This is a genomic window from Pseudomonas sp. 06C 126, assembly GCF_001855215.1.
Lineage (GTDB): Bacteria > Pseudomonadota > Gammaproteobacteria > Pseudomonadales > Pseudomonadaceae > Aquipseudomonas > Aquipseudomonas proteolytica.
On the sequence record NZ_MIFU01000055.1, the window covers coordinates 116,917 to 132,480 of the forward strand.

Annotated in this window: 18 protein-coding genes; 12 read left to right on the forward strand and 6 right to left on the reverse strand. The window is 59.4% G+C overall.

The window, feature by feature from the left end; genetic code table 11:
• Positions 1–58: 58 nt before the first annotated feature.
• From BHC62_RS07190 to BHC62_RS07210, 5 genes are read left to right on the forward strand one after another with little or no spacing between them, the layout of a single operon-like run.
• The gene (locus BHC62_RS07190) at positions 59–475 is read left to right on the forward strand and encodes a hypothetical protein (RefSeq protein WP_070994620.1); all 417 of its coding nucleotides are present in this window, start codon (positions 59–61) and stop codon (positions 473–475) included.
• Positions 468–2,144, forward strand: coding sequence for a DNA cytosine methyltransferase (locus BHC62_RS07195; RefSeq protein ID WP_070994621.1), 1,677 nt, complete (start codon positions 468–470; stop codon positions 2,142–2,144). Before BHC62_RS07190 ends, BHC62_RS07195 begins: the two co-directional genes overlap by 8 nt.
• Positions 2,141–2,392 carry a hypothetical protein gene (locus tag BHC62_RS07200; RefSeq protein WP_070994622.1) on the forward strand — a complete coding sequence of 84 codons (252 nt, stop codon included), beginning with the start codon at positions 2,141–2,143 and terminating at the stop codon, positions 2,390–2,392. Before BHC62_RS07195 ends, BHC62_RS07200 begins: the two co-directional genes overlap by 4 nt.
• A gap of 14 nt (positions 2,393–2,406) precedes the next feature.
• Positions 2,407–3,258 carry a DNA adenine methylase gene (locus BHC62_RS07205; RefSeq protein WP_070994623.1) on the forward strand — a complete coding sequence of 284 codons (852 nt, stop codon included), beginning with the start codon at positions 2,407–2,409 and terminating at the stop codon, positions 3,256–3,258.
• The gene (locus BHC62_RS07210) at positions 3,255–3,530 is read left to right on the forward strand and encodes a pyocin activator PrtN family protein (protein ID WP_070994624.1); all 276 of its coding nucleotides are present in this window, start codon (positions 3,255–3,257) and stop codon (positions 3,528–3,530) included. The genes BHC62_RS07205 and BHC62_RS07210 overlap by 4 nt, the downstream gene beginning before the upstream one ends.
• Here the strand turns inward: BHC62_RS07210 and BHC62_RS07215 are convergent.
• Positions 3,505–4,656 (reverse strand): site-specific integrase, encoded by a 1,152-nt coding sequence (locus BHC62_RS07215; RefSeq protein ID WP_070994625.1) that lies wholly within the window; start codon positions 4,654–4,656, stop codon positions 3,505–3,507. The two genes, BHC62_RS07210 and BHC62_RS07215, sit on opposite strands and share 26 nt — an antisense overlap.
• 103 nt (positions 4,657–4,759) lie before the next feature.
• Between BHC62_RS07215 and dusA the strand changes: the two genes are divergently transcribed.
• Positions 4,760–5,770 (forward strand): tRNA dihydrouridine(20/20a) synthase DusA, encoded by a 1,011-nt coding sequence (gene dusA / locus BHC62_RS07220; RefSeq protein ID WP_029293850.1) that lies wholly within the window; start codon positions 4,760–4,762, stop codon positions 5,768–5,770.
• Between the two features lie 256 nt (positions 5,771–6,026).
• On the forward strand, positions 6,027–6,953 hold the full coding sequence (gene tal / locus BHC62_RS07225; RefSeq protein ID WP_029293848.1) for a transaldolase: 927 nt from the start codon (positions 6,027–6,029) through the stop codon (positions 6,951–6,953).
• A gap of 134 nt (positions 6,954–7,087) precedes the next feature.
• Here the strand turns inward: tal and rssC are convergent, their stop codons facing one another.
• Together rssC and rssB are read right to left on the reverse strand one after the other, a co-directional pair.
• The gene (gene rssC / locus BHC62_RS07230; protein WP_029293846.1) at positions 7,088–7,570 is read right to left on the reverse strand and encodes an anti-sigma factor antagonist RssC; all 483 of its coding nucleotides are present in this window, start codon (positions 7,568–7,570) and stop codon (positions 7,088–7,090) included.
• Entirely contained in the window at positions 7,570–8,751 is a 1,182-nt protein-coding gene (gene rssB / locus BHC62_RS07235) for a two-component system response regulator RssB (protein ID WP_029293844.1), read from the reverse strand. The genes rssC and rssB overlap by 1 nt, the downstream gene beginning before the upstream one ends.
• 277 nt (positions 8,752–9,028) lie before the next feature.
• Between rssB and BHC62_RS07240 the strand changes: the two genes are divergently transcribed.
• Entirely contained in the window at positions 9,029–9,325 is a 297-nt protein-coding gene (locus tag BHC62_RS07240; protein ID WP_029293842.1) for a PilZ domain-containing protein, read from the forward strand.
• Positions 9,326–9,384: 59 nt separating this feature from the next.
• Here the strand turns inward: BHC62_RS07240 and BHC62_RS07245 are convergent, their stop codons facing one another.
• On the reverse strand, positions 9,385–10,071 hold the full coding sequence (locus BHC62_RS07245; RefSeq protein ID WP_029293840.1) for a VacJ family lipoprotein: 687 nt from the start codon (positions 10,069–10,071) through the stop codon (positions 9,385–9,387).
• Positions 10,072–10,266: 195 nt separating this feature from the next.
• Here BHC62_RS07245 and BHC62_RS07250 point away from each other — a divergent pair, with 195 nt between their 5' ends.
• Positions 10,267–10,878, forward strand: coding sequence for a phosphatase (locus BHC62_RS07250; protein WP_070994626.1), 612 nt, complete (start codon positions 10,267–10,269; stop codon positions 10,876–10,878).
• A gap of 110 nt (positions 10,879–10,988) precedes the next feature.
• Positions 10,989–11,255, forward strand: coding sequence for a DUF4404 family protein (locus BHC62_RS07255; protein WP_029300769.1), 267 nt, complete (start codon positions 10,989–10,991; stop codon positions 11,253–11,255).
• 75 nt (positions 11,256–11,330) lie between these two features.
• On the opposite strand, the gene queF is transcribed toward BHC62_RS07255, so the two are convergent.
• Entirely contained in the window at positions 11,331–12,161 is an 831-nt protein-coding gene (queF, locus tag BHC62_RS07260; RefSeq protein ID WP_029300772.1) for an NADPH-dependent 7-cyano-7-deazaguanine reductase QueF, read from the reverse strand.
• Positions 12,162–12,228: 67 nt separating this feature from the next.
• Positions 12,229–12,753, reverse strand: coding sequence for a plastocyanin/azurin family copper-binding protein (locus tag BHC62_RS07265; protein ID WP_070994627.1), 525 nt, complete (start codon positions 12,751–12,753; stop codon positions 12,229–12,231).
• A 156-nt stretch (positions 12,754–12,909) separates the two neighbouring features.
• Between BHC62_RS07265 and BHC62_RS07270 the strand changes: the two genes are divergently transcribed.
• Entirely contained in the window at positions 12,910–13,590 is a 681-nt protein-coding gene (locus tag BHC62_RS07270) for a heavy metal response regulator transcription factor (protein ID WP_029300776.1), read from the forward strand.
• Positions 13,590–14,951, forward strand: a complete 1,362-nt coding sequence (locus BHC62_RS07275) for a heavy metal sensor histidine kinase (RefSeq protein WP_083335416.1) — start codon at positions 13,590–13,592, stop codon at positions 14,949–14,951. Before BHC62_RS07270 ends, BHC62_RS07275 begins: the two co-directional genes overlap by 1 nt.
• Positions 14,952–15,564: the final 613 nt, after the last annotated feature.

A 15,564-nucleotide genomic window follows, 5' to 3' on the forward strand; every position in this document is an offset into this window, starting at 1 on the left:
AACACAGACGGCATACCGGGGAGCTGCAACTCCCCCACCGTCTCAAAGGAGAAGCACCATGCAAACCCAGCACCCAGCCACTGACAGCACACAGGCTCCCACTGACAATTGGTCAATCGACGACATCGTGTCTAGCGCAATGGCCCGCCTCGACAAAGCTGACCCCCCAGCCCTACATATCGTTTACGTCGACATCAATCGGGCGGACTACCGCTCCACGAAACTGTTCGAGATTGAGCAGCAACTCAAAGCCAACGGGCGTAGCGTTGCGACGGTTCCGTACGGTGCGATGAAATATTGTGAGCTGGTGAATCTGCTCATGTGTGCGTCAAAACTGAATCTCGTAGTGCTCAGTGACGATTACGGGCCAGAAAGAGCGCAACAGCTCAAACGGATCAAACGCAACCTGCGTAATAGCCCCAACCTGAAACACAGCGTCACCGTCTTCGCATTGCGGGAGGTGCAACATGCATAAGCGTGTTTTCAAGCACTTCCACTTCTGTTGTGGCCTCGGCGGCGGCGCCAAAGGGTTCAACAACGCCAAGCCCGTGGTGGGCAACATGCAGGCCGAGTGGCAGTGCATCGGTGGCATTGACGTTGACCCGGCCGGGTTGCGTGACTTCCAACGGCTGTCTGGTGTTTCTGGCACGCTGATGGACCTGTTCACCCTCAGCATGTACACCGCGTTTCACGGCAAGCCACCACCGCCTGGCTGGGTTGAGGCTGGCCCCGACGATGTACGCAAGGCTGCCGGCTACCAGCGTCCTGACGCGGTGTTTATCTCCAGCCCGTGCAAAGGCGCCTCGGGTTTGCTGTCCGAAACCATGAGCCTGACCCCGAAGTACCAGGCCCTCAACGAATTGACGCTGCGCTGCGTCTGGCTGATGTGCGAAGCCTGGAAGGATGACCCGGTATCGTTGATCGTTTTCGAGAACGTACCGCGCCTGGCCACCCGTGGCCGGCACCTGCTGGACCAGATCAACAAGCTGCTGAATCACTACGGTTATGCAGTTGCAGAAACCACCCACGACTGTGGCGTGATCGGCGGGTTGGCCCAGAGCCGCAAGCGTTTCTTGCTGGTGGCCAGGCACATCGAGAAGGTACCGCCATTCTTGTATGAGCCAGAGAAGAAGACGCTCAAGTCTGTGGGCTCGATCCTGGGCCGCATGCCAATGGCTGGTGACGTTGCCGCCGCTGGCCCAATGCACCGGGTACCGGCGCTGCAATGGAAAACGTGGGTTCGCCTCGCCCTGGTCGAAGCTGGCAAGGATTGGCGCTGCCTGAATGACTTAGCGATCGAGGACGGCTACCTGCGCGACCTGGTCATTGTTCCCCAGTTCCGGGATGGCTTCCTTGGTGTTCACGATTGGAGCGAAACCGCCGGTACCGTCGCCGCACGCAGCGGCCCAACCAACGGCAAGTTTTCGGTAGCGGATCCACGAGCCAGGGCCGGCGCCCTGCAATACCAGCAGTACGGCGTCCGCCGTTGGGACGAAACCAGCGGCGCAGTGATCGGCGTCAAGTCACCCGGGCAAGGGACATTCAGCGTTGCTGACCCGCGCGACCCTGGCATTGGACACGCCAAGTACAACGTGGCCCAGTGGGACGGCACCTCACGCACGGTAATTTCTGGCAGCACCACGGGTCAGGGCGCTTTCGCTGTTCAAGACCCACGCCCAGGCATGAAGCGAACCAAGGGCGATGCCTACCTAACCGGCGGCCATTACGGCGTTGTGGGTTGGAGCGACCAGTGCGGCGCGGTTTCAGCCAGCGCCCGCCAGGACAATGGGCGGTGGTCTGTTGCAGATCCCCGCATGCCGGAAGCCAACGAGCGGCTGACCTGCGTTATCGAAAGCCTCGACGGCACCTGGCACCGGCCATTCACCACGCTGGAGCTGGCCGCGCTGCAAAGTCTGGTTGAGCCAGAGGAATGGTTTGAGCTGGACGGTCTGAGTGATCAGGCATGGCGAGAGCGGATCGGGAACGCAGTTCCACCGGCAGCCGCCGAAGCAATCGCCCATGTGATGGGAACCACCCTGCTGCTGGCCGAGGCTGGTGAAACCTTCATGCTCAACAGCATGCCGGTTTGGGTACAGCCGGTAGCGATCGCGTTGAGCGTGGCTCAGCAGGAGGTTGGCGTATGACTGTGTTCCTTTTGCTTTACCTGTGCGCGGACGCGACACGAACGGATTGCCAAGTGGTGCAGGCGGATAGCTGGAACGGCCCGCACGCCTATGAACAATGCACCGACGTCGTGCCCGGCCTGACCGAGGCCCTAACTGCGCCCAACCAGAAGCGGCATCGGTTCGTTTGCGAGATCCAGGGCGATATGGCGAAACCCGCAGAGCATAAGGCTCAGCCGGGATCCTTTCATCAATCGTTTCGGATGTAAGGGGGGAGCTACCAATGGCAATAACATCACCTGTCATCCGCTACCACGGCGCCAAATTCCGGCTCGCACCGTGGGTGCTACAACACTTTCCAAAGCACACCTGCTACGTCGAGTCATTCGGTGGCGCCGCCGGAGTGCTGATGCAGAAGGCTCGATCATATTCCGAGGTCTACAACGACCTGGACGGCGATATCGTCAACCTTTTCCGAGTCCTGCAGGATCAAAACTCCCGATCGGGACTTATTGAACGCCTAGTATTCACACCCTACTCAAGGGAGGAGTTCGAACTGTCGTGGGAGCCTTGCGCCGAGCCGATCGAACGCGCACGTCGAACGATCATCAGGGCTCAGATGGGCTTCGGCTCTGCCGGTGCGACCAAGGGTGTAACGGGTTTCCGCATCGACACCAAACGCCAATACGGCACAGCCCAGTCACTCTGGGCGAGCTACCCAGATCAACTTGCAGAGGTTGGCCAGCGGCTGAGCGGGGTGTTGATCGAGAACAGGCCGGCGATCGAGGTTGTTAAGGCGCATGACGGGCCGCAGACTCTACATTACGTTGACCCACCCTACGTGCACGACACCAGATACAAGGGCGCATCCAGCGGCAGGTACTACAAGCACGAAATGGATGACGCCGCGCACCGGGAGTTGCTCGCTGTTTTGCTCAAACTGGAAGGGATGGTGGTCCTGTCTGGTTACCCAAGTGATCTGTATGCCGAGCTGCTGCCTGACTGGGCCAGTTATGGCACTTCCGCCCGTATCAGCGCTGGGCGCGGCTCCGCGACCCGTACTGAATGCATATGGGTCAACCCGCACTGCCACAGTCAGTTGAATCGCCTGTCTCTGTTTGGAGAGATCCGATGAATACAGCCTTCATTCTCATGGCCCAATACGACGGCCAGGCGATTATCCCGCTGGAGTTGGTGTGCCGAGATTACTTCACACACCTGACGCCTGACATGTTCCAGCGCAAGGTGATGAGCGGTCAGATCAAGCTTCCAATTACCCGCCTGGAGCCGAGCCAGAAGTCAGCCAAGGGCGTCCACATCACCGATCTAGCCGTTTACCTCGACCTACAGCGCGCCGCCGCAGTTAAAGAACACAACCAGCTCAACGGGATAAAACCCGTCGTTTGAGCCACTTCATTGATGCGGCGCCCAGTTGGACGGGCGCCCTCAATATCTTTTCATGCCATTCCCAGCCCACATAACGATCACCCTTACCGCGCAGGTGGGTGTAACGCCTCATTGAATTCCAATCCCGGTGCCCGGAAACACTCGCCACACGCGGGATATCCCAGTCCATTTCAAACAGGCGGCTCACACCTTCATGGCGAAGGTCATGAAAGTGAAGATCTGCAATTTCCAGGAATTTGCAGGCTTTCGCCCAGGACGTCGAGATTGACTCAGGGCTATAGGGGAATATGTCTTCGCCGGCCTTGGGCATTGTCTGGAGGATGTGCCACGCTTCGTCCGGTAGGTAACACCAAACATCGTTGCCGATCTTCTGCCCGGGGTTTTTCATGTCGCGCACCAGCACCCGCTGACCAGTCTCGTCGATGTCCGCCCAGCGAATACGGGTTATTTCATCCAGGCGGCGCGTGGAGAACAGGGCAAACCCCACGACTTTCAACATATTGATGGCGGTCGGGCGCCTGGCCTGCATGGCCTGGTAGTGCGTCAGCACCTTTCCCAACTCGTCCAAGGTCGGCCGGCGATCACGCTCCCGGCTTTTCAGGTTGTAGCCCAGCTTGCGCAGCACGCGCCTGGCACCGCCCATGGCGAGCGGATCGACCTGGTAGCCCCAGGCATCTTTGGCGATGGCCAGGACAGCGCCGAGGTGCGCCAGGTCGTTGCCAGCGGTTTGTGGCTGAACCCCACCACCCTCTCGGCTCATTCGCCACAGGGCGAAGTCGACCAGGCATTGGGTGGTGACGTCAGTATCGTTGAGCTTGCCGATATCCATCTTGCCGATGGCTTCAAGCGTGGCTTTCTTGGTTTTGCCCAACGGCCGGGCCTTTTCCACTTCCAGCAGGTACTGCTCGATCATTTCTTTGACGGTGACGCCCTGCCGGCTCGCCCTTTCTATCGCGCCGGGCTCATCAAGCTCCGACTCACGCTTACGCGTCCACGCCTGGGCTGCCTGTTTCCGGGCGAAGGTCTGGCTCTCTTGGTAGACTTGCACTCCGTCGCGCTTGATGCGGATTTGAGCCGTGTAGCTCACAGTCCCATCCGCCAGTTTTCTTGCCCTGATAGTCGCCATATCGAAAGTGGTACGCGTCAGTTTTGAGGTGGTACATCGTACCACCGAGCCCTGAAAAACGCCTGAAAACGCCCTAAAACACGCCAAGAACACGTTGAGTAAAATGCTAGATAAACAGAGCTTTAGCCCAGCAGAATCAAGCCCCGCACTGTCTCGGCGCTTTAGCGTTGCACCTATGATGGATTGGACCGACCACCACTGCCGCTACTTCCTGCGCCTGCTCTCCAAGCACGCCCTGCTCTACACCGAGATGGTCACCACTGGCGCCATCCTCCATGGCGATCACGAACGTTTCCTGCGTCACAACGAAGCCGAGCACCCGTTGGCGTTGCAGTTGGGCGGCAGTGTTCCGGCGGATTTGGCGGCTTGTGCCCGCATGGCCCAGGACGCGGGTTATGACGAGGTAAATCTGAACGTCGGCTGCCCCAGCGACCGGGTGCAGAACAATATGATCGGGGCATGCCTGATGGGGCACCCCGCTCTTGTGGCGGACTGTGTGAAGGCAATGCGCGATGCGGTGTCGATTCCGGTGACGGTCAAGCACCGTATCGGGATTAACGGGCGGGACAGTTATGCCCAGCTGTGTGATTTCGTCGGGCAGGTGAAGGACGCCGGTTGCACCAGTTTTACCGTGCATGCGCGGATTGCGATTCTGGAGGGGCTCTCGCCCAAGGAGAATCGGGACATTCCGCCGTTGCGTTATGACGTGGCGGCGCAGTTGAAGCGCGATTTTCCCGAGCTGGAGATTGTTCTCAATGGCGGGATCAAGACGCTGGAGCAATGTGCAGAGCATTTGCAGGTGTTTGATGGGGTGATGCTGGGGCGCGAGGCCTATCACAACCCGTACTTGCTGGCAGAAGTGGATCAGCGGCTATTTGGCAGTACGGCGCCGGTGATCAGTCGGGCCGAGGCGTTGGCGCAGTTGCGGCCGTATATCGCCGCGCACCTGGCTACGGGTGGGGCGATGCATCACATTACGCGGCACGTGCTGGGGTTGGGCACCGGGTTTCCTGGGGCGCGCAGGTTTCGGCAGTTGTTGTCGGTGGATATTCATAAGGCCGCGGACCCGCTGGCTTTGCTGGATCAGGCTGGGGCGCTGCTGGAGGGTCGCTGACGGAGGGTGCCAGTCAGTTTATGCGGTGATCGGTCCGTCGCTATCGCGGGCAAGCCCGCTCCCACCTTTGCTCTCGGCGTTTATTGCATCGGGTTGAACCCGATTACGATTTTGCCCTCCTATTTACCTGCAAGGTCGGTCATTCAAACGCCTGTTTTCAGGTTGTTGCCCTCGCAAACGATCGAACGCATTTGCGCCCTTGAGCGGCTAGCAGCCCTCGGGTAATGTCATCAGACCCATAGGACAGAGCACGCCCATGACTTCCAAGCTGGAACAACTCAAGCAATTCACCACTGTAGTTGCCGACACCGGCGATTTTGAAGCTATCGCTCGCGTCAAGCCGCAGGATGCCACCACTAACCCTTCCCTCTTGCTCAAGGCTGCGTCAATTCCAGCCTATGCCAAGCTGCTGGATGCCTGCGTGCAGGATTGCAACGGTGATGTGGGCCTGGCCAGTGACCGTTTTGCGGTGGCTGTCGGTCAAGAGATCCTCAAAGTGGTGCCGGGGCGTATTTCCACCGAGGTGGATGCGCGCCTGTCGTTCGACACTGACGCGGTACTCAAGCGTGCGCATCGCCTGATCGACCTGTACGAAAAGGCAGGTATTGGCCGCGACCGCGTACTGATCAAGATTGCATCCACCTGGGAAGGCATTCGCGCCGCCGAGCAATTGGAAAAGGAAGGCATCCAGACCAACCTGACCCTGCTGTTCTCCTTCGCCCAGGCTGTGGCCTGTGCTGAAGCCGGGGTGTTCCTGATTTCGCCGTTTGTCGGTCGTATCTACGACTGGTACAAAAAGGCCAATGGCAACGACTACACCGGCACCGATGATCCAGGCGTGCAGTCGGTAACGCGCATCTACAACTACTACAAGGCCAATGGCTACAAGACGGTGGTGATGGGCGCGAGCTTCCGCAACCTGAGCCAGATCGAAGAGTTGGCCGGCTGCGACCGCCTGACCATCAGCCCGGACTTGCTGGAGAAACTGGCGGCCGACAATGGCAAGCTGGAACGCAAACTGGCGCCAGGCAATGCCGGTGAACCTCGTGTGCACATGACAGAAGCGCAGTTCCGCTGGGAGTCCAACGAGGATGCGATGGCCACGGAGAAGCTGGCCGAAGGCATTCGCCAGTTTGCTCGTGACCAGGAGAAGCTGGAGGCATTGTTGAGCGCCAAGCTGTAAAAAGCGGGCGCGGTAAAAAGGGCGGCATCCGTTAGGGTGCCGCCCTTTTTTGTACCGTTCAGTATGTGTTGGTTGGGCTGGCGCTATCGCAGGCAAGCCAGCTCCCACATTTTGACCGTGCTCCAACCGTGAGGTCAGTGCCGCTCGAGGGCGTTGACCAAGTCGTGGAAGGCTTCGCGGTTGGATTCGTTCAGGCCCATGAGGATCTTATGCGCCTCCAGCACCTTGAGCCGCACCACTTCCTCGGATTGATCCTGGGACGGCAAGTCGGTCAGGCACTCCGGGCATGGGATCGGGCGGTCGACGATGTTGAACACCTGGTCGAAACCCATCGACTGCAACAGCCGGGTGATGTCTTCGTGGGTGGTGACGACGGTCGGCAGCAGTCCAACCTTCTGCCGAGACAGAATGGACAACTTGGCCAACAGCCCAAGGGTGGTGCTATCGATACTGCGGGTTTCGGTCAGATCGATCACGATCGCCGAGAAATTCAAGGCAGTGAAAATCCGCTCAATCGTTGCATCCAGCGCCGAACACAAGGTCAGGCGCACTTCACCGACAAACTTCAGGACGAAGGTCCCATCTTGCTCGGCGAATTGGATTCTTCCGGTACTCATCAAAGATTCCTGCTCAACACCAATAGGGCGATATCATCCGGCATCTCCCCTAGCGTGGCCAATCCAAAAACCTGCCGCAGGCCATCCAGGCTGCCGCCCGCCGACCTGACCCGTTGGGGCAAGGCGGCTTCTTTCTCCTTGAGTGTAGGCTCTGGAAGAAGGTCCAGGATGCCATCAGACATCAGCGTCAGGCTGAAGGCCGGTGGCAATTCCAGGATGTGGTCTTCATAGGTGGCTTCATTGAACAAGCCAACCGGCAGACCACGCCCTTCCAGATAACGCACACTGTCCGGAGTGTATAAAACCGGCAATGGCAGGTGACCGCCAATGCTATAGGTCAAAAGACCGGTTTCTTCGTCAATCACGCCGCCGACCATCGTCACGTGCTTGCCCAGCTTGCAGCTGATCAGGCCTCGGTTGATGTGGCCCAGCACTTGCGAGGGAGTGAACTCCGGCAAGGTGCCGTTGCGCTTGGATTCGAACAACAGCCGTGTGGTCATGAACTTCAACAACACGGTCACGAATGCAGAGGATGCGCCGTGTCCGGAGACATCGGCCAGATAGAACGCGACACGGCGCTCATCCACGCGGAAATAGTCGACAAAATCGCCCGACAGGTACAACGACGGGATGATCTGGTGGGCGAACTGGAACTCGTCGATAGTCCAGGGACTGACCGGCAGCATGTTCATCTGTACCTGGCGACCGGCGTTCTGGTCTTCCTGGAGCAGGTTGAGGCTGGCTTCGAGTTCACGGTTGGCGGTTTCGAGCTTCTCGCGATAACGCTGGTTTTCCAGCAGCAGGCGAGCACGATCCAGCGCTCGGCGCACCGAGTGCTCCAATACGGCCAGGTCTTCCAGGGGTTTGATCAGGTAATCGGCGGCGCCCAGGCGCAAGGCTTCCACGGCGTCGTTCATCACCCCGGCACCGGACACGACAATCACCGGCGTCTGCGGGGCAAGCTCGGTCACCTGGCGGATCAGCTCAAGGCCGCCCATCTGGGGCATGCGCAGGTCGCAGATCACCAGGTCGGGCTGGTCGCGCTCAAACACCTGGAGACCCTGAAGACCATTGCCGGCCTGCAGGACGCTGAAGCCACTGTCTTCCAAATAGGCCGCGAGACTCGCGCGCACTACTTCGTCGTCATCGATTATCAGCAGCGTGGCACTGGTTTTTTGCATGTGGGCAAACGGCGCCAGAATTAGGTTGGCGTAGGCAGCTTGGCAATGGCCGGGCTCGCACTACTGGATTCGCTTTCTAGCCTCTCTGTCCTACAAAACATGAGCTTTTGGCTCACGCACAAAGGTAAAGCAGAGGTGCCTTTCTAAGGCGCAGACGGTACTCCCATCCGCCAGGGGTTTCAAGCTCATGCCGATGGTCGCTGGGCGTCTTTACATCGCAAATCACCGGGAGTTATAAGAACAGGCAAAACCACAACGCAATGGAAGGATGAAACCTATGAGCGCAAATGAACGTGACTACGCGGAAAAGCGCGATTTCATCCGCATGCGGGTGGAGGCCGACGTGTCGCTGATCCACGCCGGCCAGGAGATTGCCGGGGTCTGCCTGGACCTCTCCAGCTCTGGAATGCAGGTTCAGGCGCAGCACCCATTCAACGTGGGCGACCAACTGAAGGTGCGTATCGACTCAGAACATGCCGCACTCAAAGGACTGGAAGCGGACACCGAAGTGGTATGGGCCAGGAAAGAAGGCGACGACCAACACTTGGGCCTGAAAATTCTCAAGATGTACTGAAATCAATGCACACAAAAAAGGCGGCCTCGATGGCCGCCTTTTTCATTCAAGGTTTAACCTTAAAAATCATCCACTACATTGCCGTCCTTGACCTTGAACTCACGGTTCTGCAGGTAGGCATTGCGGATAAAGGTGTATTTGTCGCCGTTGATCAGCTTTTCAGCCGACAGCAGGCTAGCGCGGGTATCGATGATATCCAGGCCCATGGCGCTGTTACGCGTAGGAATGTCGTTCATGTAGCGGTACGGTTCGGTGTAGCTGTCGACATACTTGGACGGAGCATCACGCAGGGTGCTTGGGCCCAGCAATGGCAGCATCACGTAAGGACCGCTGCCCACGCCCCAATAACCGAGGGTCTGGCCGAAGTCTTCATCACTGCGTTGCAGCCCCATTTTGGTGCCGACATCAACCAAGCCCAACACGCCAAACGTGGTGTTGACCAGCAAGCGCGCGGTATCGACACCCGCCTGATGAGGCTTGAGCTGCAGCACGTTGTTGGCCAGGTTGCCCACGTCACCGATATTGCGGAAGAAGTTATGGATACCGTCTTCGACAAATTGCGGAGTAATGAACTGATAGCCCTGGGCCAATGGCTTGAGTGCGTAGGTATCAACGGTGTCGTTGAAGGTGAAGATCGGGCGGTTGATGCTTTCCCATGGGTCGTCTTCCGCAGCCTGGGCGGCGAAAGGTACCAGCAGGACACTGGCACACACGGATAGTTGAGCAAGACACTGGCTCCAGCGCATAGCTTGAACTCCTTGAATAATCTGTCATGGGCGCTATGCCCTGAATAAGGCGGCAGTATATGACGGAAGTGTAAGATTAGGCAGCTTGACGGAAATGTCATTCAGAAAATGTACAATTTTCCCACAATCTAATCAGGTGTCATCTACCTGTCACGGACCTTCGATAGCGTCACAGCTATTTTCAGGGACGTCCCAATGCCCCACCCCCAGATCGTTGCAGAGAACGCCCCCGGCCTCACCGCCGTATTGTTTGGGCTCAGTGGCTGCCTGGTGGACTTCGGTTCCATGGCCCACGCCAACACCATCCCCGCTGGCGAAACCCTGGCCACCCCTGGCGCCCTGAATATCCTGCAATCGCTCAGTCGACAAGGCACCCCCTGCGCCTGGCTGGATGAGTTGCCCTCCACCGTCACCACGGCACTGGCCGCAGCCCTGCCCGGCTGGGTCCAGGGCACCCGTCCCGCGGCCACCCCTTGGCCTGCGCCCCATGCCTGCTGGCAAGCCTTGATGGACCTGAACATTGAGCGCCTGGACGGCTGCGTGCTGGTCAGTGGAGAACCCCGACTGCTGCAATCCGGGCTCAATGCCGGGCTCTGGACAATTGGCCTGGCGTCCTGCGGATCGCTGTGCGGGCTCTCTCCGACCCAATGGCAAGCGTTGGACGAACAGGCGCGCGAACACAAGCGTGCCAAGGCTACCGTCGCACTGTACGGGCTTGGCGTGCACTCGGTGATCGACCACCTGGGTGAATTGGACACGTGCCTGGCAGACATCAGCCTGCGCCGGCTCAAAGGCGAAAAGCCCTGATCAAGATCATGCACAGTCGGCGCCAGTGGATTAATCTACAGGTCATCCCGTAGACCTTTCTCGGCGTGCCGTGGTCTATGCCAGTGCCTATCGATAAAAGGAAGAACGCCATGCCTGCCCGCGAAAAACTGCAAGAACAGGTTTCCATCCTGCGCGAGCAATTGAATCAGGACCCGCCTCTGCCACTGGAAAAACGCGAAGCGCTGGAAGCCTTGATTGCCAAGTTTGAAGTGCAACTGGAACTGGAACCTGCCACTCAACCGCCCAGCATTGCCGATGATGTAAACCTGGCAGTCGAACGTTTCGAATTGGACCATCCGGGCATTGCCGGGACATTGCGCAATATTGTGGTGGCCTTGGGCAATATGGGCATCTGATCCAAACCCCAAGCCAAGCACAGAACCCAATGTGGGAGCAGGCAAGCCAGCTCCCACATTTGTTTGGTGTAAAGCTTACTGCCGGGCCAGGCGCAGGTTCTGGAACGGCACGTCCTCGGTACTGCGGTAAGGATTGATATCCAACCCGCCCCGACGCACATACCGCGCATACACCGTCAACTTCTCAGGCTTGAGCAAGCGCTGCAGGTCGAGAAAGATCCGCTCCACGCACTGCTCATGAAAGTCCGAATGCTGGCGAAAACTCACCAGGTATTCCAACAGGCTGGCGTGATCCAGCGCCGCGCCGCGGTACTCCACCGCCACGCTGCCCCAATCCGGTTGGCTGGTCACCGGGCAGTTGGACTTGAGCAGATGGCTGTGCACGCTCTCCTCGACCACACGGGAATCGTCGCAACGCAGCAGTTCCGGGCGCGGGTGCTCGTAGTTGCTGACACTGATATCCAGGTCATCAATGCACACCCCCGGCAGGCGTACCAGGCCTTCGTCTTCCACCTCGGCCAGGCTGCGGATGCGCACGCCCACCGGCTTGCCGGCCGCCGCGCTCAAGTCGGCACGCAGGGTCGCCTCAAGGTTGGACACCTGGGCAAACGGCGTCTGGTTCAACGAATTGAGGTAGAGCTTGAAGGACTTCGACTCGATGATGTTCGGCGAGTCAGCCGGGATGCTGAACTCACCGATCGCCACCACCGGCTTGCCGGACGGCAACAGCCAGGACAGTTCAAAGCAGTTCCAGAAATCCACGCCGTTGTAGGGCAGCGTTTCGGCGGTGAGGCCCAACTCGGCCCATTTGGCGGCACGAGGGATAGGGAATAGCAATGAGGGTGTGTAAGTGGAAATGTATTCACTGGACTTGCCCAGCGGCGAATGTTCGGCTGCGGGATGCATGGCGGAAACCTGGCTAAATAAACCCCGCCAGTCTACCAGCCTTTGCGCCCGCCTTTGAGCATCGCCTTTATGGACTGACGTGTAGCTTGCCAACCATTCCCGCCTGATAGTGCCCTGGGAGGTTGCAGGCAAACTCCAGTGCACCGGCCTTGCTGAAGGTCCAAGTCAGTTCGGCGGTCTTGCCCGGCTCCACCAGCACGCTGTTGGGATCATCATGTTTCATCCCGCCCATGTCGCCATGGCCCATCGCCGCGTGGTCCATCTGGCCCATACCGGTGGCGGTCAGCATGCCGCTGGCCTGCATCTTGAGCATTTCTTTCTGGTGATCGGCATGCATGCTCGCATCCCCCAGGTTGAATTCGTGCAGCAACTGGCCCTTGTTGACCAGCACAAAGCGCACCGTCTCACCGGCTTTTACGTCAAGTGAGGTGGGGGCAAAGGAAATATCCTGCAGCACCACCTCCACCGTACGAGTGGCCTTGGTCGCCGGCGCCGCCTGGCCAAAGGCAAAAGTGTGGGCGCCATCGGCCAACGCCGGAACACTCAACACCATCAGGCAACCTGCCAGCCACCAAGATTTACGCAAAAACATGTTTATCCTCCAAAGGTATAAAGCCAGCCTGTGGGACACTCTAATAATGCGCCGCTGCCAGCTACCTGACTGCTAGATTACAACTTTGTCAGGTTGCGCCAGCCCCCTGGCGCACACGGTATAAAGCCCGCTGCTACCCGTTGCCATGAGTTGCCTATGAAACTGCTGATCGTCGAAGACCAACCCAAAACCGGCCAATACCTGCGCCAGGGCCTGACTGAAGCCGGGTTCAATACCGAACTAGTGGCCGACGGCACCACCGGCCAGCATCTGGCGCTGACGGGCGACTACGACTTGCTGATTCTGGATGTGATGCTTCCCGGGCGCACCGGCTGGCAAATCCTCCAGGCCGTGCGCAGCGCCGGCCTGGAGATCCCGGTGCTGTTCCTCACCGCGCGGGATGCGGTCGAGGATCGGGTCCATGGCCTGGAGTTGGGGGCCGACGACTACCTGGTCAAGCCTTTCGCCTTTTCCGAACTGCTGGCCCGGGTGCGCAGCCTGTTGCGCCGGGGCAGCAGCACGCCCCAAGAGACCAGCCTGCACCTGGCCGACCTGCGCCTGGACCTGATCCGCCGTCGCGTAGAACGCAGCAACCAGCGCATCGACCTCACCGCCAAGGAGTTCGCCCTGCTGGAAATGCTCCTGCGACGCCAGGGTGAAGTGCTGCCCAAGTCGCTGATTGCCTCCCAGGTCTGGGACATGAATTTCGACAGTGACACCAATATCATCGAAGTCGCCATCCGCCGCCTGCGCTTGAAGATCGATGACGGGTTTCCCAATAAACTGATCCACACCGTGCGCGGCATGGGCTATGTGCTGGAAGAGCGGTTCAGTTGATGAAGCGTATCTCCCTGGCCAGCCGTCTGGCGTTGTTGTTTGCCGGCTGCACTGCCGTGGTCTCGCTGTTGGCGGGCGTACTGTTCAGCCAGGCCAGCGAAAAGCACTTCATCGAGTTGGACCAACAACTGCTCGACAGCAAACTGATGGCCCTGCGCAGCGCCCTGCAAGATGCCGATACCCCGGCGCTGTTCGCCCAACGCGTGGCCGCACTGACAGACGAACTGAGCCATCAACCCGACCTGTCGGTGCGCATCAACGCCGCCGATGGCCAGCGCTGGTTTGACAGCTCCCCGTCCATTCCCGCCCAATTGCCCGCCACCCCTGGCCTGCACAGCCTGCAAAACGCCGGCACCAATTACCGGGTGTACAACGCCCCCTTGAATCCCGGCAAGCCAGGTTCGGCGCAGCTTGTACTAATGCTGGACATCACCCATCACCAACACTTCCTGCAACGCATGCAGCACCTGATCTGGCTGACGGTCGGCCTGTCCGCCGTGGCGACCGCACTCCTCGGCGCCTGGGCCGCACGTAGCGGCCTGCGGCCCCTGCGACGGATGACCGAAGTGGCCAGCCGCGTGCGTGCCAACTCCCTGACCCAGCGCCTGCCCCAGGAACAGATGCCGGCCGAACTGGCGGAACTGGCCCAGGCCTTCAACGCCATGTTCAGCCGCCTGGACGATGCGTTCCAGCGACTTTCGGCGTTCTCTGCCGATATCGCCCACGAACTGCGCACGCCGTTATCGAACCTGCTGACCCAGACCCAGGTGATCCTCACCCATCCCCGCCCTCTGGAGGACTACCGCGAAGCGCTGCACAGCAATCTGGAAGAGCTGCAATGGATGGCCCAACTGGTCAATGACATGCTGTACCTGGCCAAGGCCGACCACGGGTTGCTGAACCCCAGACGCGAACCGCTGGCCCTGGCCAACGAGGTGGACGCACTGCTGGAGTTTTTCGCGCCATTGGCCGAAGACGCCCAGGTCAACCTGCTGCGCGACGGCAGCGCCAGTACCGCCGGTGACCGCAGCATGCTGCGCCGGGCGTTTTCCAATCTGCTGGACAATGCCGTGCGCTTTACGCCGCCGGGGGGTGAAGTACGGGTGCGGATCAGCGAAAACACCCAGGGCGTAACGCTGAGCGTGGAAAACACCGGGACCGGGATTCCCCAAGGGTTGCTGCCCAAGCTGTTTGACCGGTTCTACCGCGTTGATCCGGCGCGGCATGAGGGTAGCAGTGAGCATGCGGGGCTTGGGTTGGCGATCACCCAGTCGATTGTGCGGGCGCACGGGGGGAGGATTTTCTGTGAGTCACAGCCGGGGTGGACGCGGTTTGTGATTGAGTTGCCCAAGGGGGGTTGATGCAAGCTGGACGGGCCTCATCGCGGCATGAGTATCGACACAACTCGCTCTTCTGGGTATGTGTACATATCCGTTGCCGCGGTCGCGACGGGTATGGGTTCCGCTTTTACAGCGGCTCACTTTTGAACAGCGCAAAAGTAAGCAAAACGCTCTTGCCCCACCACTCGGCACCTCGCCTAGGCTCGGTGTGCCCGTCATCCGACATTGATTTTTGGAGTCGCCGCGATGGGCCATCCATGGCCCAGCGCGGCTAAACCGGCGTCCTGCCGGTTTACTCCCAAAATCAATATCGGATGACGGCCAGCGTGGTTCAACGGGGCGCTAAGATCAAAATCACAAGCAAAGCGAGGCGGCCTGACAGCCGACCTGATCGTCGAATCGTGCGCGTACCCCTGTGGGAGCGGGCTTGCTCGCGAATGCGCTGGGTCAGTGATGGATATATTGACTGATACACCGCATTCGCGAGCAAGCCCGCTCCCACAGGGGAATGCAGCTTCGCGCTCTGGCGTTGCTGTTGATCTGGCTTTTGATCTTAGGCGCCCCGTTAAACCACGATGGCCGCAGGCAGGTATTGCGCAGTGGGCACCCCGGCAGGATGCCGGGGTAGCCGCGA